The sequence below is a fragment of the Serratia sp. EC4 genome (assembly GCF_059652115.1).
The window spans coordinates 753884-774100 of record NZ_JBNIDE010000001.1 but is presented as its reverse complement, the minus strand read 5'-3'; the positions used below and the strand labels follow the sequence as shown (position 1 = coordinate 774100).

The 20217-nt window shown below is 62.7% G+C and carries 22 protein-coding genes; 8 read left to right on the top strand and 14 right to left on the bottom strand.

Annotated elements, in window-relative coordinates:
• The first annotated feature begins 47 nt into the window (after positions 1-47).
• The 8 genes from flgE (at position 48) to flgL (ending at position 8635) form a co-directional block, all read left to right on the top strand.
• Positions 48-1271, top strand: coding sequence for a flagellar hook protein FlgE (gene flgE / locus ACP39K_RS03600; RefSeq protein WP_016927298.1), 1224 nt, complete (start codon positions 48-50; stop codon positions 1269-1271).
• Positions 1272-1283: 12 nt separating this feature from the next.
• Positions 1284-2039, top strand: a complete 756-nt coding sequence (locus tag ACP39K_RS03595; protein WP_448175123.1) for a flagellar basal body rod protein FlgF — start codon at positions 1284-1286, stop codon at positions 2037-2039.
• Between the two features lie 18 nt (positions 2040-2057).
• Positions 2058-2840 (top strand): flagellar basal-body rod protein FlgG, encoded by a 783-nt coding sequence (flgG, locus tag ACP39K_RS03590; RefSeq protein WP_004934819.1) that lies wholly within the window; start codon positions 2058-2060, stop codon positions 2838-2840.
• An 83-nt stretch (positions 2841-2923) separates the two neighbouring features.
• Positions 2924-3625 (top strand): flagellar basal body L-ring protein FlgH, encoded by a 702-nt coding sequence (gene flgH, locus ACP39K_RS03585; RefSeq protein WP_004934817.1) that lies wholly within the window; start codon positions 2924-2926, stop codon positions 3623-3625.
• A gap of 10 nt (positions 3626-3635) precedes the next feature.
• Positions 3636-4736, top strand: coding sequence for a flagellar basal body P-ring protein FlgI (locus ACP39K_RS03580; protein WP_004934816.1), 1101 nt, complete (start codon positions 3636-3638; stop codon positions 4734-4736).
• Positions 4736-5680 carry a flagellar assembly peptidoglycan hydrolase FlgJ gene (gene flgJ, locus ACP39K_RS03575; RefSeq protein WP_049299127.1) on the top strand — a complete coding sequence of 315 codons (945 nt, stop codon included), beginning with the start codon at positions 4736-4738 and terminating at the stop codon, positions 5678-5680. The genes ACP39K_RS03580 and flgJ overlap by 1 nt, the downstream gene beginning before the upstream one ends.
• Positions 5681-5966: 286 nt before the next feature.
• A complete protein-coding gene (flgK, locus tag ACP39K_RS03570; RefSeq protein WP_016927301.1) occupies positions 5967-7616 on the top strand; it encodes a flagellar hook-associated protein FlgK in 1650 nt (549 codons plus the stop codon).
• 59 nt (positions 7617-7675) lie between these two features.
• Positions 7676-8635 carry a flagellar hook-associated protein FlgL gene (gene flgL, locus ACP39K_RS03565; protein ID WP_016927302.1) on the top strand — a complete coding sequence of 320 codons (960 nt, stop codon included), beginning with the start codon at positions 7676-7678 and terminating at the stop codon, positions 8633-8635.
• A 272-nt stretch (positions 8636-8907) separates the two neighbouring features.
• Here the strand turns inward: flgL and sra are convergent, their stop codons facing one another.
• The 14 genes from sra to fliF all read right to left on the bottom strand — a co-directional run bounded on the left by sra (position 8908) and on the right by fliF (position 20138).
• On the bottom strand, positions 8908-9042 hold the full coding sequence (sra, locus tag ACP39K_RS03560; RefSeq protein ID WP_087763075.1) for a stationary-phase-induced ribosome-associated protein: 135 nt from the start codon (positions 9040-9042) through the stop codon (positions 8908-8910).
• A gap of 352 nt (positions 9043-9394) precedes the next feature.
• Complete coding sequence (fliR, locus tag ACP39K_RS03555) at positions 9395-10177, bottom strand: flagellar biosynthetic protein FliR (protein WP_033640028.1); 783 nt, start codon at positions 10175-10177, stop codon at positions 9395-9397.
• Between the two features lie 2 nt (positions 10178-10179).
• Complete coding sequence (fliQ, locus tag ACP39K_RS03550) at positions 10180-10449, bottom strand: flagellar biosynthesis protein FliQ (RefSeq protein ID WP_004934803.1); 270 nt, start codon at positions 10447-10449, stop codon at positions 10180-10182.
• A gap of 21 nt (positions 10450-10470) precedes the next feature.
• Complete coding sequence (fliP, locus tag ACP39K_RS03545; RefSeq protein WP_004934802.1) at positions 10471-11232, bottom strand: flagellar type III secretion system pore protein FliP; 762 nt, start codon at positions 11230-11232, stop codon at positions 10471-10473.
• Complete coding sequence (fliO, locus tag ACP39K_RS03540; RefSeq protein WP_033640029.1) at positions 11229-11633, bottom strand: flagellar biosynthetic protein FliO; 405 nt, start codon at positions 11631-11633, stop codon at positions 11229-11231. The genes fliP and fliO overlap by 4 nt, the downstream gene beginning before the upstream one ends.
• Positions 11633-12049: a flagellar motor switch protein FliN gene (gene fliN / locus ACP39K_RS03535; protein ID WP_004934799.1), complete on the bottom strand. Its 417-nt coding sequence runs from the start codon at positions 12047-12049 to the stop codon at positions 11633-11635. Before fliN ends, fliO begins: the two co-directional genes overlap by 1 nt.
• Positions 12042-13046: a flagellar motor switch protein FliM gene (fliM, locus tag ACP39K_RS03530; RefSeq protein WP_004934798.1), complete on the bottom strand. Its 1005-nt coding sequence runs from the start codon at positions 13044-13046 to the stop codon at positions 12042-12044. The genes fliN and fliM overlap by 8 nt, the downstream gene beginning before the upstream one ends.
• Before the next feature lie 5 nt (positions 13047-13051).
• Positions 13052-13537 carry a flagellar basal body-associated protein FliL gene (gene fliL, locus ACP39K_RS03525; protein WP_016927307.1) on the bottom strand — a complete coding sequence of 162 codons (486 nt, stop codon included), beginning with the start codon at positions 13535-13537 and terminating at the stop codon, positions 13052-13054.
• 165 nt (positions 13538-13702) lie between these two features.
• The gene (locus tag ACP39K_RS03520; RefSeq protein ID WP_060444637.1) at positions 13703-14932 is read right to left on the bottom strand and encodes a flagellar hook-length control protein FliK; all 1230 of its coding nucleotides are present in this window, start codon (positions 14930-14932) and stop codon (positions 13703-13705) included.
• Complete coding sequence (fliJ, locus tag ACP39K_RS03515; RefSeq protein WP_016927309.1) at positions 14929-15375, bottom strand: flagellar export protein FliJ; 447 nt, start codon at positions 15373-15375, stop codon at positions 14929-14931. Before fliJ ends, ACP39K_RS03520 begins: the two co-directional genes overlap by 4 nt.
• Before the next feature lie 21 nt (positions 15376-15396).
• Positions 15397-16758 carry a flagellar protein export ATPase FliI gene (gene fliI, locus ACP39K_RS03510; protein ID WP_004934781.1) on the bottom strand — a complete coding sequence of 454 codons (1362 nt, stop codon included), beginning with the start codon at positions 16756-16758 and terminating at the stop codon, positions 15397-15399.
• Positions 16758-17462: a flagellar assembly protein FliH gene (gene fliH / locus ACP39K_RS03505; RefSeq protein ID WP_016927310.1), complete on the bottom strand. Its 705-nt coding sequence runs from the start codon at positions 17460-17462 to the stop codon at positions 16758-16760. The genes fliI and fliH overlap by 1 nt, the downstream gene beginning before the upstream one ends.
• Positions 17455-18447 carry a flagellar motor switch protein FliG gene (gene fliG / locus ACP39K_RS03500; protein WP_004934775.1) on the bottom strand — a complete coding sequence of 331 codons (993 nt, stop codon included), beginning with the start codon at positions 18445-18447 and terminating at the stop codon, positions 17455-17457. The genes fliH and fliG overlap by 8 nt, the downstream gene beginning before the upstream one ends.
• Positions 18444-20138 (bottom strand): flagellar basal-body MS-ring/collar protein FliF, encoded by a 1695-nt coding sequence (gene fliF, locus ACP39K_RS03495; RefSeq protein WP_197788088.1) that lies wholly within the window; start codon positions 20136-20138, stop codon positions 18444-18446. Before fliF ends, fliG begins: the two co-directional genes overlap by 4 nt.
• Between the last annotated feature and the right edge of the window lie 79 nt (positions 20139-20217).

Here is a 20217-nt window from a genome sequence, read left to right as displayed (position 1 = left end):
CATCAGGCTCAATCGGACGATAGCCTGACCACTATTCGGAGAATAACATGGCCTTTTCTCAGGCAGTCAGCGGCTTGAACGCGGCAGCAACCAACCTGGACGTGATCGGTAACAACATCGCCAACTCCGCGACTGCGGGCTTCAAATCCGGCAGCGTCTCCTTCGCCGACATGTTCGCCGGTTCGCAGGTCGGGCTGGGCGTCAAAGTGTCCGGCATCACCCAGAACTTCAAGGGCGGCACCACCACCGGCACCAGCCGCGCGCTGGATGTGGCCATCAACGGCAACGGCTTTTTCCGCATGCAGGATAAAGATGGCGGCATCTTCTATACCCGCAACGGCCAGTTCAAGCTGGACGAGAACCGCAACCTGACCAACATGCAGGGTCTGCAGCTGACCGGCTACCCGGCGGCCGGCTCTCCGCCGACCATCCAGCAGGGCGCCAACCCGGTGCCGCTGAGCATTCCTGAAGGCATGATGAACGCCAAGGCGTCCACCTCCGGCGAGATGGTAGCCAACCTGAAGTCCACCCATAAAGTGCCGGAGAACAAGACCTTCGATCCGACCAAACAGGACAGCTACAACTACGTCAACACCATCACCGCCTACGACTCACTGGGCAACGCGCACAACATCAACGCCTACTTTGTGAAGACCGAAGACAACAAGTGGCAGGTCTACACCCAGGACGGCAGCGCGGCTCCGGTGGATGCCGGCACCATGGAGTTCAGCACCAGCGGCAACCTGGTCAAAACCACCAGCACCAACGGCGCGCCGGGCGAGTTCAGCATGGTGATCCCGATGGCCGCCAAAGACGGCGCGCCGGCGCAAAACTTCACCCTGAGCTTCGCCGGCAGCATGCAGCAGAACGTGGGCAGCGACTCGGTGAGCAAAGTGGCGCAGGACGGCTATGCCGCCGGTGAATACACCAACTTCCAGATCAACAACGACGGCACAGTGGTGGGCATCTATTCCAACCAGCAGACTCAAGTGCTGGGCCAGATCGTCATGGCCAACTTCTCCAACCCGGAAGGGCTGGCGTCGCAGGGCGATAACGTGTGGCAGGAAACCGGCGCGTCCGGTCAGCCGCGCGTCGGTCTGTCGGGCGGCGGCGGCTTCGGTAAGCTGACCAGCGGCGCGCTGGAGTCTTCCAACGTCGATCTGAGCCAGGAGCTGGTGAACATGATCGTCGCACAGCGTAACTACCAGTCCAACGCCCAGACCATCAAGACGCAGGACTCCATCCTGCAGACGCTGGTTAGCCTGCGCTAATAGGGCCGAGTTATGGATCACGCGATTTATACCGCGATGGGCGCGGCGCGCCAAACGCTGGAACAGCAGTCCATTACCGCCAACAACCTGGCCAATGCGTCGACGCCGGGCTTTCGCGCCCAGCTCGCCGCATTGCGCGCGGTGCCGGTCGACGGGCCGAGCCTGGCGACCCGCACATTGGTAACCGCGTCGACGCCGGGCGCCGACATGAGCCAGGGGGGGCTGAACTACACGGCGCGCCCGTTGGACGTGGCGCTGCAGCAGGACGGTTTCCTGGCGGTGAGCCTGCCGGGCGGCGGTGAGGCCTATACCCGCAACGGCAACATTCAGATTTCCTCCACCGGGCAGTTGACGGTGCAGGGGATGCCGGTGATGGGCGACGGCGGCCCAATCGAGGTGCCGCCGTCGGCGGAGATCACCATCGCGGCCGACGGCACCATTTCGGCGCTGAACGCCGGCGATCCGCCGAACACCATCGCGCAGATCGGCCGCCTGAAGCTGGTGAAGGCCGATGCACGCGAAGTGATGCGCGGTGACGACGGGCTGTTCCGCCTGACGCCGGAAACCCAACAGCAGCGCGGCAATCAGTTGCAAAACGATCCGCAGGTGCGGGTGATGCCCGGGGTGCTGGAAGGCAGCAACGTCAAGCCGATGGAGACCATGGTCGACATGATCGCCAACGCCCGCCGTTTTGAAATGCAAATGAAGGTCATCCACAGCGTGGATGAAAACGAACAGCGTGCCAACTCACTGCTCTCAGTGAGCTAAGCAGCAAGGAAATAACCGATGATTCCATCCTTATGGATTGCCAAAACCGGTCTGGACGCGCAGCAGACCAACATGGACGTGATCGCCAACAACCTGGCGAACGTCAGCACTAACGGCTTCAAGCGCCAGCGTGCGGTATTTGAAGATCTGCTGTACCAGACCATGCGTCAGCCGGGCGCGCAGTCCTCCGAGCAGACTACGCTGCCTTCCGGTCTGCAGATCGGCACCGGCGTGCGTCCGGTGGCGACCGAGCGTCTGCACAGCCAGGGCAACCTGTCGCAGACCAACAACAGCAAAGACGTCGCCATCAAGGGACAGGGTTTCTTCCAGGTGATGCTGCCGGATGGCACCCAGGCCTACACCCGCGACGGGTCGTTCCAGATCGATCAGAACGGCCAGTTGGTCACCTCCAGCGGTTTCCAGGTGCAGCCGGCGATCACCATTCCGGCGAACGCGCTGTCCATCACCGTCGGCCGCGACGGCATCGTCAGCGTCACCCAGCAGGGGCAAACCGCCGCCCAGCAGGTGGGCCAACTGACGCTGACGACCTTTGTCAACGACAGCGGTCTGGAGAGCGTGGGCGAGAATCTGTATCAGGAAACCGAAAGCTCGGGCGCGCCGAACGAGAGCACGCCGGGGCTGAACGGCGCCGGTCTGCTGTATCAGGGCTACGTGGAAACCTCCAACGTCAACGTGGCGGAGGAGCTGGTCAACATGATCCAGACTCAGCGCGCTTACGAGATCAACAGCAAAGCGGTATCGACCTCCGATCAGATGCTGCAAAAGCTGACGCAACTGTAATCTGTCCTTGACGGGCCCGGCATGCCGCGCCCGTCATTCTCTTTCGTGAAACAAAGGCGATACCCGTGGTAACCACATATTCGATGGCAATCCTGCCGCGGCAGGGACAACGCTGGCTGGCGGGAATGGTGATGCTGACGCTGAGCGGCTGCGCTTATATTCCGCACAAACCGCTGGTGGACGGCGCGACCACGGCGCAACCCGCGCCGGCCAGCGCGCCGATGCCGAACGGCTCGATCTTCCAGACGGTGCAGCCGATGAACTACGGCTATCAGCCGCTGTTCGAAGACCGCCGGCCGCGCAACGTCGGCGACACCCTGACCATCGTGCTGCAGGAAAACGTCAGCGCCAGCAAAAGCTCCTCCGCCAACGCCAGCCGCAACGGCGCCAGCAAGTTCGGCGTCGCCACCTCGCCGCGTTACCTCGACGGCCTGTTGGGCAATGCGCGCGCCGATATGGACATTTCCGGCGACAGCACCTTCGGCGGCAAGGGCGGCGCCAACGCCAACAACACCTTCAACGGCACCATCACGGTGACGGTCAACCAGGTGCTGGCCAACGGCAACCTGCACGTGGTGGGGGAAAAGCAGATCGCCATCAACCAGGGCACCGAATTCATCCGCTTCTCCGGCGTCGTCAACCCGCGCACCATCAGCGGCAACAACTCGGTGACCTCGACGCAGGTGGCGGACGCGCGTATCGAATACGTCGGCAATGGCTATATCAACGAAGCGCAGACCATGGGCTGGCTGCAGCGCTTCTTCTTAAATGTTTCACCGTTCTAAGGATTGACTGATGCTGAAAAAATGGTTTATCGCGCTGTGCGTCGGGCTGGTGTGCTTGCCGGCGGCGGCGGAGCGCATCCGCGATCTGGTGACGGTGCAGGGCGTGCGAGACAACGCCCTGATCGGCTACGGCCTGGTGGTGGGGCTGGACGGCTCCGGCGACCAGACCATGCAGACGCCGTTCACCACCCAAAGCTTGAGCAACATGCTGTCGCAGCTGGGCATCACCGTGCCGCCGGGCACCAACATGCAGTTGAAAAACGTGGCGGCGGTGATGGTGACCGCCAAACTGCCGCCGTTCTCACGCGCTGGGCAGAACATCGACGTGGTGGTTTCTTCGATGGGCAACGCCAAGAGCCTGCGTGGCGGCACCTTGCTGATGACGCCGCTCAAAGGCGTGGATAATCAGGTCTATGCGCTGGCGCAGGGCAACGTGCTGGTCGGCGGCGCGGGCGCGGCGGCCGGCGGCAGCAGCGTGCAGGTCAACCAGCTGGCGGGCGGGCGCATCAGCAACGGCGCTACCATCGAGCGCGAGTTGCCGACCACCTTCGGCAGCGGCGGCGTTCTCAACCTTCAGCTGAACGACGAGGATTTCACGCTGGCGCAGCAGATCAGCGACGCCATCAACCGCCAACGCGGCGGCGGCACCGCGACGCCGCTCGACGCCCGCACGATCCAGGTGCTGGTGCCGCAGGGCAACAGCTCTCAGGTGCGCTTCCTGGCGGAGATTCAAAACATCACCGTCAACGTCGGGGCGATGGACGCCAAAGTGATCATCAACTCGCGCACCGGTTCGGTCGTGATGAACCGCGATGTGATCCTCGATTCTTGCGCCGTCGCCCAGGGCAACCTGTCGGTGGTGGTCGATCGGCAGAACACCGTCAGCCAACCGACGACACCGTTCGGCGGCGGCCAGACGGTGGTGACGCCTAACACCCAGATCTCGGTGCAACAGCAGGGCGGATCGCTGCAGAAAGTGAACGCCAGCGCCAACCTGAACAACGTGATCCGGGCGCTGAACGCGCTGGGCGCCACGCCGATCGATCTGATGTCGATCCTGCAGGCGATGCAGAGCGCCGGCTGCCTGCGCGCCAAGCTGGAAATCATCTGATGGCCGGCGATCTGATGGCGATGTCGGGCGCGGCCTATGACGCCCAGGCGCTGAACGGCCTGAAGCGCGACGCGGCGGCCGACCCGCAGGGCAACCTCAAGCAGGTGGCGCAGCAGGTAGAAGGCATGTTCGTGCAGATGATGCTGAAAAGCATGCGTTCCGCCTTGCCGCAGGACGGGGTGTTGAGCAGCGACCAAACGCGGCTGTATACCTCGATGTACGACCAGCAAATCGCCCAGCAGATGTCGCAAAAAGGGCTGGGGCTGGCCGACATGATGGTCAAGCAGATGAGCAACGCCAACGCGGTGCCGAGCGAAACGGCGGGCCTGTCGCCGATGGCGCTGGACAACGAGGTGCTGCAAACGCTGCCGAACCAGGCGCTGGAGCAGATGGTGCGCCGCGCGATGCCGAAAGCCCCGCCGGCCGCCGCGCCGCTGTCACTCAACAACGGCAACTTCGTCGCTCGCCTGTCGATCCCGGCGAAGGTCGCCAGCCAGCAGAGCGGCATTCCCCATCAGCTGATCGTCGCGCAGGCGGCGTTGGAGTCCGGCTGGGGGCAGCGCGAGATCCCGACCTCAGACGGCACGCCGAGCTACAACCTGTTCGGCATCAAGGCCGGCGGCAGCTGGAGCGGACCGGTGACGGAGATCACCACCACCGAGTTCGAACAGGGTGCGGCGAAGAAGGTGAAGGCGAAGTTCCGCGTCTACGGTTCCTATGTGGAAGCGATCGCCGATTACGTCAAGCTGTTGACCAACAACCCGCGCTACGCCGATGTGGCCGCTGCGCGCAGCCCGGAGCAGGCGGCGCATGCGCTGCAACGCGCCGGGTACGCCACCGACCCGCAGTACGCCAGCAAACTGGTCAGCGTGATTCAGCAGATGAAGAACGCGGGGGAGCAGGCGGTGAAAGCCTATACCCACGATCTGAACGATTTGTTCTAAATCCCCCGTCATTCTTGACGCTGCAGCGGCGTTGATTGCACAAGCTCGCCCCGGTCACTTGGCTTAACCAAGCTCCCGGGGTCTCCCTTGCTTGTCGTCTTGCTGCGGCGCCAATTATTTAGGGGATAGGCGGTAATGGAGGCTCGCTGGATGCTGACCGCATTGCCGCTTTTTTTCCTCAAGTTCTTCTCATTTTTGCCGATAACCGAAACAGGCTGAGCGAACAGGCTCAGCAGCTCAATTAAGAACCCTGTGGGCCACCGGCGCCGCAGCATAAGGAATTCCGATGTCCAATAGCTTAATCAATACCGCGATGAGCGGGCTGAATGCGGCTCAGGTGGCGCTCAGTACCGTCAGCAACAACATCTCTAACTACAACGTGGCGGGCTACAACCGCCAGACCGCGATCCTGGCGCAGAATGGCGGCATGGCCACCATGAGCGGCTTTATCGGCAACGGCGTGACCGTCACCAGCGTCAACCGCGAATACAACCAGTTCATCACCAACCAGCTGCGCGGCGCACAAAGCGCGTTCGGGGCGCAAAACGCCTATTACGAGAAGATTTCACAGATCGACAACCTGTTGGCGAGCAAGACCAACCCGCTGTCGACCAACATGCAGGACTTCTTTACCAACCTGCAGAACCTGGTGAGCAACGCCGGTGACGACGCCGCGCGCCAGACGGTGCTGGGCAAGGCTAACGGCCTGGTGAACCAGTTCAACAATACCGATAAATTCCTGCGCGACATGGATAACGGCGTTAATCAGCAGATCAGCGATACGGCGCAGCAGATCAACAGCTACGGCCAACAGATCGCCAAGCTGAACGACGAGATCACCCGTTTGCGCGGCAGCGCCGCCGGCGAGCCGAATGCGTTGCTGGATCAGCGCGATCAGCTGGTCACCGAATTGAACCAGCTGGTGGGCGTACAGGTCACGCAACAGGACGGCGACGCCTATACTGTCTCCTTCGCCAACGGCTTGACGCTGGTGCAGGGCAGCAACACCTATCAGGTGGAAGCCGTGCCTTCCAGCAGCGATCCTTCCCGTCTGACCATCGGCTATAACCGCGGCAACGGCGCCAGCGAAGTGCCGGAAGGCCAGATCACCAGCGGCACGCTGAGCGGCGTGCTGAAATTCCGCAGCGAAACGCTGGACGGCGTGCGCAATCAACTGGGCCAGTTGGCGCTGGCGATGGCGGACAGCTTTAACCAACAGCATCGCGCCGGCTTCGATCTGAACGGCGATGCGGGCGGCGACTTCTTCAGCTTCAGCGGCGGCCGGGTGGTGGATAACACCCGCAACACCGGCGACGCGTCGCTGTCGGTCGCTTACACCGATACCGGCAAGGTGAAGGCCAACGATTATCGCGTCGAGTTCGACGGCAGCAACTGGCAGGTCAGCCGCCTGCCGGACAACGTGAAAGTCAACGCGACGCCGGGCACCAGCGCCGACGGCAAACCGACGCTGAACTTCGACGGGTTGGAAGTGAGCATCGACGGCAATGCGCAAGCCAAAGACAGCTTCACCGTGAAACCGGTCAGCGACGTGGCGGGCAACCTGAAAGTGGCCATCACCGATTCGTCCAAGATCGCCGCCGCCGGTAAAGACGACAGCGGGCGCGGCGATAACGAAAACGCCAAGAAGCTGCTGGATCTGCAGACCAAAAACCTGGTGGACGGCAAGGCGACCCTGAGCGGCGCTTACGCCGGCATCGTCAGCGGCGTCGGCAACCAGACCGCTGCCGCCAAGGCCATCGCCACGTCGCAGGCCAAGATCGTCACGCAACTGGGCGCGCAACAGCAGTCGATGTCCGGCGTCAACCTTGACGAAGAGTATGGCGAGCTGCTGCGTTTCCAGCAGTACTACATGGCCAACGCGCAGGTGATTCAGACCGCCAGCTCGCTGTTCGACGCGCTGCTGAATATTCGTTGATTTCATTGTTAATCGGCGCCGATAACGGCGCCGGTCGCTCAGAGTAAGGAACCCACAGCATGCGCATGAGCACCAGCATGATGTACCAACAGAACATGAACGGCATCACGGGCAACCAGTCGCTGTTCATGAAGGCGGCCGAGCAGCTTTCTTCGGGCAAGCGGGTGATCAACCCGTCCGACGATCCGCTGGCGGCGTCACGCGCGGTGATGTTGTCGCAATCGCAGGCGGAAAACAGCCAGTACACGCTGGCGCGCACCTTCGCTCGTCAGAACGTGTCGATGGAAGAAACGGTATTGGCCGGCGCGACCTCCACCATCGCGGACATGAAGGCGCTGATCGTCAACGCCGGCGGCACCGAAAGCGATAACGATCGCCAGTCGCTGGCCACCCAGCTGCAGGGGCTGAAAGATCAGCTGCTGAATCAGGCCAACAGCACCGACGGCAACGGCCGCTATATGTTCGGCGGATACGTGAACGACAAGGCGCCGTTCGTCGATAACGGCGGCACCGTCAGCTATCAGGGCGGCGACAAGACGGTTCAGCAGAAAGTGGACGCCAACCGCACCATGACCATCGGCCATACCGGCAACGCGGTGTTCATGTCGTTGACCAGCAACCCTAAGCCCGAGCCGGACGGCAGCGCGCCGGTCAGCAACGTATTCGAGAGCATCGATATCGCGCTGAACGCGCTGAAAACCCCGCTGCAGGGCGCCGACGAGGCCACCAAGCAGCAGGTGAACGATGCGCTGGCGAAAGCCAACCGCGGCCTGGACAACTCCTACAACAACGTGCTGAGCGTGCGCGCCGAGCTGGGCAGCCAGCTGCAGGAGATGGATCAACTGGACAGCATCGGTAAAGAGCGTGACATGACCAACCAGATCCAGATGAGCGCGTTGACGGATGCCGACCTGGCCGAGTCTATCTCGTCTTATTTCATGCAGCAGGCGGCGCTGCAGGCGTCGTATAAAACCTTCAGCGATATGCAGGGTATGTCGCTGTTCCAGATGAATCGTTAAGAGCAATACCCCGTTGCCTGACCGCGACGGGTTTCCCTTTAGTGCGCTTAGAAAACGCCTTCTCCGCCCCGCGGGGAGGGAGGCTTCTTGAAACCGGGCGCACTCGTTTGGCGCGTCACTCGTTCTCCCACTACTGACTGAGTGACGCGCCGTTTTTTCATCAGGAAAGTAATAATAAGATTGTCACCGCTGTTTAATGCGTAACGGCATTATTGAAATCAGCGGTGGAAAAATCGCGATAGATATTATTTTCCTGACGATAAATAGCGCTGCTATTTCTTTTTCTTCTCCACTTTCCATTTTCCGCCGTCGGCCGTCTCGGTAAACGAAACTCTAAACTTGTTGCTTTTCCAGTGGGTCAAACCGAATAACCGGCGTGCTTTGCGGTTGCTTTTCGCTTTAATCATGAACTCGCTCCTGTGGTTAGCAAAGGTCGATGCTGCGCCCTGCAGCCGGCGGGCGCCGGACGCATTTATTCAGGGTGTAAGTTATCTGTCGCGCATTTAACCCTGCGTGACTGCGTTATTTTTTATTTTCACTTGGGAGTCAACGTTTTTATCGCCGCTGATGGCTAGCGTGGTACAAGCGATATTTCTGTTGCCGGGTCTATTCTAGGTCGGGGTTTTATTTATTCAAGCCGCCGGAGACATTTGAACCTTAATCCGGATAAAAGCCGTTTCTCAGGCTTTTGTCCCAAGAAAGCGTTTTTATTGCCATTTTGTCTTAGGCGGAAGAGGGGGAAGGAAGGGGCCGCCGGATTCAGAAGGTCATGCCGCCGATCACCGCCGCCAATCGATCGAACACTTCGCCGAACAGGTGTTCGCAGAACGGCGCCAGCATCGGCATCATCATGCCCAGCGTCATGATGCCGAAGGTCATGGTGACCGGGAAGCCGATCACGAAGACCGACAGCTGCGGCGTCATGCGGTTGAGCAGGCCGAGCGCCATGTTGAGCGTCAGCAGCAGGCAGATCAGCGGCAGCGCCAGCATCATGCCGTTGATGAAGATCAGCGAGCCGACCTGAGTCAGCACCAGGAAGCCGTTGCCGTTCAGCGGCTGCGTTTGGACAGGCAGGGTGTGGAAGCTGTCCGCCAGCAGCGAAATCAGCCACAGATGGCCGTCAAAGCTGAGGAACAGCAGCATCGCCAGCAGGTTGAGCAGGCGCGCCAGCACCGGCATGTTTGGGCCGCCGCTGGGATCGAAGAAGGTGGCGAATGACAGGCCCATCTGCATGCCGATCACTTCGCCCGCCAGGCGCACCGCCGCGAAGGCGAACTGCATGGTCAATCCCAGCGCCACGCCGATCAGAATCTGTTGGATCGCCAGCCACAGGCCGGCGGCGGAGAAGATCGGGATATTGCTGGCGGGCAGCGTCGGCGCGATCAGGATGACGATCAGTCCGCCAAGGCCGATTTTGACCTTTTTGCTGATCTGCTTTTCGCTGAATATCGGCGCGGTACCGATCAGCGCCAGAATGCGCAGCAGCGGCCAAAAATAGTGGCTGAGCCAAACGGTGAGTTGGGCGCTGTCGAAGGCGAGCACGGTCAGCCGATCAGGGTAGGCAGGTTGCTGAACAGGGTGCGCATGTAGTCCAGCAGCAGGTTCAACATCCAGGGGCCGGCGATGATGATGGTGGCCACCACCGCCAGAATTTTAGGGATGAACGACAGCGTCATTTCGTTGATCTGGGTGGCGGCCTGCAGCAGGCTGACGACCAGGCCGCTGATCAGCGCCGCCAGCAGCAGCGGGGCGGCCAGCGCCAGCGCGACTTTCATCGCCTCGGTGCCGAGCGCCATAACCGATTCAGGTGTCATCTCGCGTTCTCCGGTCAGGGGTTACGAATAGAAGCTCTGCGCCAGCGAGCCGAGCAGCAGCTGCCAGCCATCGACCAGCACGAACAGCATCAGCTTGAACGGCAGCGAGATAGTGGCCGGCGGCACCATCATCATCCCCAGCGCCATCAGCACGCTGGCGACCACCAGGTCGATGATCAAGAACGGAATAAACACCGTAAAGCCGATCTGGAAGGCGGTTTTCAGTTCACTGGTGACGTAGGCGGGCAGCAGGATGCGCATCGGCACCGCTTCCGGGCCGGCCAGCGGCGGCTGATTGGCCAGTCTGGCGTACAGCGCCAGGTCGGTTTCGCGCGTTTGCCGCAGCATGAATTCGCGCAGCGGCTGCGCGCCTTTATCCAGCGCGACCTCCAGCCCGATCTTGTCCTGGCTGAACGGCAGATAGGCGTCCTGATAAACCTTGTCGAACACCGGCGACATGATGAAGAAGGTCAGGAACAGCGCCAGCCCCAGCATCACCTGGTTCGGCGGCGCCGACGGCGTGCCCAGCGCGTTGCGCAGCAGGCCGAGCACGATGATGATGCGGGTGAAGCTGGTCATCATCAGCAGCATGGCCGGCAGGAAGGTCAGTGAAGTCAACAGCACCAGCGTCTGCACCGGCAGCGACCAGCTTTGGCCGCCATTGGCCAGCGGCTGGCTGATCAGCCCCGGCAGTTGTGCAAAAGCCGCCGGGCTGATCAGCAGCAGGGCGGCGGGGAGCCAAACCGCCGGGCGGCGGACGAGGGTATGAAGAGTCGAGGTCATGCCGATTTTTCCGGGCGTTTCAGAACTTTTTGCATCAGTTGACGGAAGTCCGCCGGTGTCGCCGCGTCGGCCGCGCCCTCGTCTTTCGGCGGGGCGGGCAGGGTGTGCAGCGGGGTGATCTGCTGGGCGGTGACGCCCAATACCAGCAAGGTGTCGTCGACTTCCACCACCACCACGCGTTCGCGCTGCCCGACCTGGCAACTGGCGCGCAGGTTGAGCAGTTTGTTGTTGCGCGCCTGCGGGGCGAAACCCAGCCGACGGAACAGCCAACCGGCCAGCAGGATCAGCAGCAGAATGCCGCCGAGCGCGCTGCTGACCTGCATCAACACCGAACCGGCCGGCAAGGCCGGCGCGGCGGGGTGTTGGGTGCTTTGGACGGTAACGGGCGCCGCGGCGGTCATCAGCGGCTCAGTCGACGCATGCGTTCGGAGGGGGTGATGATGTCGGTGATGCGCACGCCGAACTTGTCGGCCACCACCACCACTTCACCTTGTGCGATCAGGTAACCGTTGATCAGGATATCCAGCGGTTCGCCGGCCAGGCCGTCCAGCGCCACCACTGAGCCTTGCGACAGGCGCAACAGCTCTTTGATGGTCATCTTGGTGCGCCCCAGTTCCACGGTCAGCTTGACCGGAATATCCAGGATCAGGTCGATATCCTGCAGGCTGCCGAGCGCATCCTGAGCTTCCAGCGACTTGAACACCCCTTCGGTGCTCGCGCCGGATTTCTCTGAAGACTGCTGCTCGTTAAACGCATCAGCCCACAGATCGTCTACGGATTCCTTTCCTTCGCCAGACGGTTGCTTAGGATCACTCATTGGGCTGTTCCTCACTCAGAGCATTCAAAATAGGGTTAATCAAATGTTCAACACGCAGGGCGTATTGCCCGTTCAACGTGCCGTATTGGCTGGTCAGAACCGGTACGCCGTCCACATGGGCGATCAGGCGTTCCGGCTTGTCTATCGGTAATACATCGCCCGGTTGCAGCTTCAGGACTTTCGACAGCCGCATCGGGATATCGACGAAGTTGGCGATCAGTTCCAGTTCGGAATGCTGCACCTGCTTCACCAGGGTTTCGCGCCAGTGGCTGTCTTCCTGCCGCGAGTTTTCCAGCGGCGGGTTGGTCAACAGCTCGCGCAGCGGTTCGATCATCGCGAACGGAATGCAGATGTTGAACTCGCCGGTCAGCGCGCCGATCTCCACCTGGAACGGCGTGGTGACCACGATGTCGTTCGGCGAGGTGGTGATGTTGGTGAACTTCACCTGCATTTCGGCGCGCACGTATTCCACGTCGATTTTGTAGATGGCGCTCCAGGCGTCGCCATAGGCGTCCAGCGCCAGGCGCAGCATGCGTTTGATCACCCGCTGTTCGGTCGGAGTGAATTCGCGGCCTTCGACCTTGGTCGGGAAGCGGCCGTCGCCGCCGAACAGGTTGTCGACGGCGATGAACACCAGACTCGGCGCGAACACGAACAGGGCAGTGCCGCGCAGCGGATTCAGATGCACCAGGTTCAGGTTGGTCGGCACCGGCAGGTTGCGGGCGAACTCGTGATACGGCTGGATTTTGATCGGGCCGACGGTAATGTCCGGGCTGCGGCGCAGCAGGTTGAACAACCCCATGCGGAACTGCCGGGCAAAACGTTCGTTGATGATTTCCAGCGCGTGCAGACGCTCGCGCACCACGCGGCGCTGGGTGTTCGGATCGTAAGGCTTGACCTCGCTCTCTTTGCCGACCACCGCCTCGGGTTCATCACCCGCGCTGTCGCCGTTGAGCAAGGCGTCGATCTCTGCCTGTGAAAGAATGCTATCGCCCATAGTGATTACCGCAGTATGAAGGCGGTGAACAGCACGTCGCTGACCACCTGCTTCGGTTGTCCCTTAACCAGCGGCGGGCTGAGCACGTCCTTAATCTGCGCCACCAGCTGTTGCTTCCCTTGTTCATTGGCCAACTGGCTCGCTTCCTGGCGGGAGAGCAGCATCAGCAAGCGGCTGCGCACTTCCGGCAGAAAATCGTTCAGCTGACGGCGGGTACTTTCGTCCGGCAGACGCAGCGTGAGGCCGATGTACAGCACGCGATCCGGGTTGTTGTCCGGCGTCACCAGGTTGACGGTAAAGGTGTCGAGCGGCATGAACACCGGCGCGGCCGGCGGTTGCTGTTTGGCGGCGGCCGGTTCGGCGCCGTTTTTATGCTGTTGCAGCAGCCACCAGCTGTAGCCCGCGGCGCCACAGGCGACGACGCTGATCAACACCAGCAGGATGACCAGAAGGGAGCGTTTCGGTGCTGCCGGAAGGGTGTTCTGAGACATAGCCAAATCTAATTCCTGTTGTTCCACCCGCGGCCGGCGAGGCGGCGGGCATGGCGCGCGGCAAAGCCGCACGCATGACATGTAAAGGTATTATCGCGTCTATCGCGGCGTGCAATAGCCTGAATAGACGCGCAAATGGGTGCCAGCTTGGGCGTTTGCGGCGGCTCAGGCGAAAATATCGACGCCGTTGACCGCGCTGGCCATGCGCTGCAGCGCCATCGGCGCGCTGACGCCGTCGGCGGCCGCAGCCTCATCGCCAGGGTGTTCAGCATAGCTGGAACGCCCCTGGCTGTTGGAGGCCTGCTGCTGCGCCTGTTGCCATTGTGGCGTGGACTCGCCGCCCACGCTGCTCTGCCCCAGGTTGATGCCGCTCTCCGCCAGCGCGTGGCGCAGCTGCGGCATCGCCGCTTCCACCGCCGCGCGCACCTGGCCGTGAGCGGAGGCGATGTGCAGTTGCGCCTGCTGATCGTCCAGTTTCAACGTGATCTGCAAGGCGCCCAGCTCCTGCGGATGCAGACGCAGCTCGGCGCTTTGCTGGCCGTTGCGATGGAACATCAGCACCTGTTGGTTCAGCGCCTGCTGCCATTCCGGGCTACCCAACTGCGCGTTTAACTGCGGCGTAGGCGGCGCCGTCACCAGTGAGCCGGCCGGGGCGGCCGTTTGCGTTGGGCTGGCGGCGGCCAGGGCGACGGCGTGATTGAGCGTCGGCTGCTGCTGGGTATCGCCCGCCGGCAGCGGCTGTGCGGCACTTGCGCGCTCGCCGCTGGTCGATTGCGGGAGCGCCGCCGTGGCGTTATCGCCATCGGCTGCAGGCGTTTTCGTGCCTGTTCCTGTCGGAGCAGGGGATGCCGATGAACGCGCGGCGGTGTTATCACCGGCCGCCGCAATGTTCAGCAGGCCATTGCCGGTCTGCAGCGCGGCCGCATCGTCAGCGTTTTCCACCGGCAGCGGCCGTTGGCCATCGGCTGGCTGAGGCTGGGCGACGATCGCGGCCGGCAGCATGGCATACAGCGCCTGCAGCGTCGCGGCATCCAGCTCTTTGGCGGCGGCGATCGGCGGCTGCGCCGGTTTATCGCCGGCCACGAGCGTCTCGCTCTCGGTGCCTTCAGGTGAAAGCGCGTCGGCTGGGGTTGCCAGACCCGGCAGCAGGCCGCCGCGCTCGCCGAAGGTGGCCAGCAGTTGATTGAGCTGATTGCGGCTCAGGGCCGGGGCGCGTTCATCGTCCGCGCTCAGCGCGACCGGCGGCTGTTTGCCGTCGGCGGCGGGCGCGAAACGTGCGCCGAGCAGTTGGGCGAAAGCGGATGACAGCTGGCTCTCATCCAGCGCCGACGTCAGTTCGGCCAGACCGCCGGCATCGCCGGGTAAGGCCAGGCCGGGCAGGGCGTTCAGATTCATGGGTTGATATTCCTTTGTGCACTGCGTTGAGCGAACTCATCCATCAGTTTTTGATCCCGTTTATTCTCCTGCTGCTGCTCCGCATTTATGGCGCGGGTATGCAGAGTCTCGAAAGCGTTCAGCCGCTGTTGTTTGTCTTGCCATTGCTTCACCGCATGATCCACTTTCTGCCCCCACTGCAGCAGCTGCTGGCGGTGCTGGTCGATGGCCTGTTCCAGCGTGCCGATAAACTGCTGGTAGTTTTGCCAGCGAGAGCTGTCCATGCCGTCGCAAAGCGTATGATTCAGCTTCTGGCGATATTCGTCCTGATAGTTGAGCAGCATCGACAGCTGTTGCTCCGCCGCCTGCTGCGCCTGCCGCACCTGGCCAAGCTGTTGCGCGGCCTGTTCCACCGCATCCTGCGCCAGATCGCGCAGGGTAATCAGGGGGGATTGTGATTTCATCGCTGTGCGCCTCTGGTGACGTTAAACAATCAACTGCTGCAGCTGTTGACAGGCTTCATCGTAGCCGCTGCGTTCAAAGATGCCCTGTTGCAGGTACGCTTCCATCTGCGGGTACAGCGTCATCGCTTTGTCCAGCAACGGATCGCTGCCCGCCGCGTAGGCGCCGACGCTGATCAGATCGCGGTTGCGCTGATAGCTGGCCAGCATCTGCTTGAAGGTGCGTACCCGGCGGTAATGCTCTTCGTCGATCAGCGACGTCATGGCGCGGCTGATTGACGCTTCGATGTCGATCGCCGGGTAGTGGCCGGCTTCCGCCAGGCGCCGGGACAGCACCACGTGGCCGTCGAGGATGGCGCGCGCCGAGTCGGCGATCGGATCTTGCTGATCGTCCCCTTCGGTCAACACGGTGTAGAAGGCGGTGATGGAGCCGCCGCCGCTGATGCCGTTGCCCGCGCGTTCCACCAGCGCAGGCAGCTTGGCGAAGACCGAAGGCGGATAGCCTTTGGTCGCCGGCGGTTCGCCGATGGCCAGGGCGATCTCACGCTGCGCCATGGCGTAGCGGGTAAGGGAGTCCATGATCAGCAACACGTGCTGCCCGCGATCGCGGAAATCTTCGGCGATGCGGGTGGCGTAGGCCGCCCCCTGCATGCGCAGCAGCGGCGACACGTCCGCCGGCGCAGCGATCACCACCGAGCGCGCCCGGCCTTCGGCGCCGAGAATGTTCTCGATAAAGTCTTTGACCTCGCGGCCGCGCTCGCCGATCAGGCCAACGACGATCACATCCGCCTGGGTATAACGGGCCATCATGCCGAGCAACACGCTCTTGCCGACGCCGGAGCCGGCGAACAGGCCCATGCGCTGGCCGCGACCGACGGTCAGCAGACCGTTGATGGTGCGCACCCCCACGTCCAGCACCTGCTCGATCGGCGTGCGCTGCAAGGGGTTGAACGGCGCGGTGATCAGCGGCGCGCGGTAACCGGTTTCCGGCGAAGGCAGGCCGTCGAGCGGTTTAGCGCTGCCGTCCAGCACGCGCCCCAGCAGCGCCGGGCCGAGCGGCAGCTGTTTGCCGGCGCTTTGGCCTTCCGGCGCGATGCGGGCGTAAACCCGCGCGCCCGGCACGATGCCTTCGACCTCTTCCAGCGGCATCAGGAACAGCCGTTGGCCGTTGAAGCCGACCACTTCGCTTTCCACTTCCTGCACCTCACCGGCGTCGTGCCGTTCGATGAGGCAGGTCGCCCCGAGCGGCAGCTGCAGGCCGGTAGCCTCCAGCACCAACCCGGTGGCGCGGGTCAGGCGACCGTAGCGGCGCACCGTCGGCGCGCGGGCGATGCGTTTTTCCAGCGTATCCAGAGAACTCAGCCAGCGGCCGAGACGCGCGGTCATCAGACTTCTCCCGGTGCCGCCAGGCGGCACAGTTCATGCCAGCGCGTCGCCAGGCTGGCGTCGAGATCGCCTTCCTCGGCGCTGACCTTGCAGCCGCCCGGATGCAGTTCGCCGTCCGCCAACAGGCGCCAGCCGTGCAGGCTGAGGGTAACCCCCAACTGCTGCTCGACGCGTGGATAGTCGTCCGGGTGGACCCGCAGCTGCGGCTTGCCGTTGAACATCGGCTCCTGTTGAATCAGCTGTTGGATCTGCGCGAGCAGGGCGGTGCCGTCGCACACCGGCGGCTGGCCCAGCACCTGTTTGGCGGCGGTCAACGCCAGTTGCATCAGCCGCGAAGCGATCACGCTGTCGAGCGCGTCCAGCGTGTGCTGGAATTCGGTAACCAACTGCTGCCAGTGGGCGGTCAGCGGCTGTTGCTGCTGCTGCGCTTCCAGCAGCCCTTGCTGACGGCCTTCTTCCAGACCGGACTGAAAACCGGCTTCATAGCCTTTTTGCTGGCCGTCGGCATAGCCCAACTGCTGGCCCTGTTGCTCGGCCTGCAGCCGCAGCGTCGCCAACTGCTGCTGCAATTCGGCCTGCGCGTCCGGCGACGGATCGCTTTGTTCGAGATCAGGCAGCGGCGGCAGTTCGAACGCCGGTTTCTGTTCGCCCAAATCGTTGAGCGACCAGGGCTGCCAGGGCAGGGTGTTAATGCGATCAGACATAGGTGTCCTCGCCGCCGCCGATGATCATTTCGCCGGTTTCCGCCAGGCGTCTTACCACCAACAGGATGGCTTTCTGCTCGTTCTCCACCTGCGACATGCGCACCGGCCCACGGTTGGCCAGATCGTCGCGCAGGATGTCGGCGGCGCGTTGCGACATGTTCTTGAGGAACTTCTCGCGCAGCGGCTGTTCGGCACCTTTCAACGCGATCAGCAGCGACTCGCCTTCCACTTCCTGCAGCAGGCGCTGGATGCTGCGATCGTCGACTTCCACCAGGTTTTCGAACAGGAACATCTCGTCGATGATCTTCTGCGCCAGCTCGCCGTCGTATTCGCGCATCGCGTCGATGACCGCTTCTTCCTGCTGGGTTTTCATCAGGTTGATGATCTCGGCGGCGGTGCGCACACCGCCCATTTTGCTGCGCTTGAGGTTCTGGCCGTCGAGCAGGTTGTTCAGCACTTCGGTCAGCTCCGCCAACGCCGCCGGCTGCACGCCGCCGAAGGTGGCGATACGCAGCATCACGTCGTTGCGCAGGCGTTCGTCGAACAGGGCCAGGATGTCCGCCGCCTGGCCGCGTTTGAGGTGCACCAAAATAGTGGCGATGATCTGCGGGTGTTCGTCGCGGATCAGATCGGCGGCGCTCTGCGGCTCCATAAAGTTGAGCGTTTCCATGCCGGTGGTGGTCTCGCGCGATTCGAGAATGTCTTCCAGCAGGCTGGCGGCGCGCTCTTCGCCCAGCGCCTTGACCAGCACCGAGCGCAGGTAGTCGCTGGCGTTGACGCTCAGCGCCGCGTATTGCTCGGCGTCGTCTTCAAACTCGGTCAGTATTTCGCCGAGCTGTTTGTGTGAAACCTGGCTCATGCCGGCCATGGTGCCGCTCAGCAGCTGTACTTCGCGCGAGGAGAGGTGTTTGAACACCTCCGCCGCGCGATCTTCACCCAGCGTCATCAGCAAGATGGCGCTTTTGTCGGTTCCGGTCAGGCTCATATCTCGTTACTCATCCATTGGCGGATTACCAGAGCGACCACGCGCGGGTCTTTGTCAGCCAGATCGCGGATCCGCTGGCTCTGGACTTCTGCGCTGACGCGCTGCTGCGATTTGCGACGCTGCGCCAGCTCCTCGTTGCTCGGTTTGTTGCTGTCGACCGCTTTGGCGGCAGGGGCGTTGGCGGCGGCGATGGCGGCCTGTTGCGCGGCCTGGCGCTGTTGCAGCTGCGGCCGCACCAGTTTGCGCCACAGCAGCCAGGCCACCAGCAGCACCAGCAGATAGCGGCCCGCGTCGATCAGGCGATCGATAAACGACTGGCTTTGCCAGAACGGCAGTTCGCCACCGGTCACCTGAGTGTCGGTAAACGGCGTATTGACCACGTTCAGGGTATCGCCACGGCTGCTGGAGTAGCCCATCGCTTCACGCACCAGCGCTTCGATCTGCGCCAACTGCTCTTTGCCCATCGGCTGCGGTTTGCCGTCTTTACCGGTGCCCAGGTAGTTGACCACCACGGCGACCGACAGACGCTGCACGGTGCCGGCTTTGTGCTGGGTATGGCGGATGGTGCGATCGAGCTCGTAGTTGGTGGTCGCGTCGCGTCGGGTATTTTGCGGCACGCCGCTGGCCGCCGCGTTGCGGGTGGTTGCGGCGTTTTGCGCGGTGGCGTTGGCATTGTTGCCTGCCGCGGGCTTGGCGGTTTCAATCGGCGCGGTGGCCGGCGCGCTCGGTTGGTTGGACAGCGCGCCTGGCACGCCACCCACCTGCGGCCCGCCGATCTGTTCGCTCAGGCTGGTTTGCTGGGAGCGGATAGCGGCTTTGTCCGGCTGCTGGTTCGGCTGGTATTGTTCATCGGTTTGCTCGCGCGTGGCGAAGTCGATCTGCGCTGTGACCTGCGCACGCACGTTGGCGCTGCCGACCACCGGGGCGAGGATCGCTTCGATGCGGCGCTGGAAGCCGTTTTCCACTTCGTTGGCGTATTTCAGCTGCGAAGCGTTGAGATCGCGCCCGGTGCCGTCGGACTGGGTCAGCAGGCGGCCGGCCTGATCGACCACGGTCACGTTGCCCGGCGGCAGGCCGGCGACGCTGCTCGACACCATATAAACGATGGCGTTGATCTGGCCGTCGTCCAGCGCACGGCCGGGTTGCAGGGTGAGCGTTACCGAGGCGGAAGGGGATTTCTGTTCGCGCACGAACAGCGAAGGTTTAGGCAGCGCCAGGTGAACGCGGGCGTTTTGCACCGGCCCCAGCGATTCGATGGTGCGCGACAGCTCGCCCTCGAGGGCGCGCTGATAGTTAATCTGCTCGCTGAACTGGCTGATGCCGAATTTTTCCTGATCCAGCAGTTCGAAGCCGACGGCGCCGCCTTTCGGCAGCCCTTGCTGCGCCAGACGCAGACGGGTTTCATGCACCTTTTCCGCCGGGATCAGCAGCGCCGCGCCATTCTCGGCAAAGCGGTAAGGGATGTTCATCTGCGTCAGTTGGGTGACGATGGCGCCGCCGTCGCGGTCGTTCAGATTGCTGTACAGCACGCGGTAGTCGGGGCTTTTCACCCACAACAGCAGCGCGACGACGATCGCGATCGCGGCGGAAGCGGCGACCAGCAACGGAATTTTCGGGTTGGCGCGCAGACGGTTCCAGATGGCCTGCAGGCCGTTGTCGCGGCTTTCGCCGGCGGTTATCGAAGCACTCATTTTAGGTCTCGTCCTTCAATGGCGCTCACGATCCCGTACGGGCCGCTGAGCAGCTCCCTGCCAGGCTGATGAACGGTAT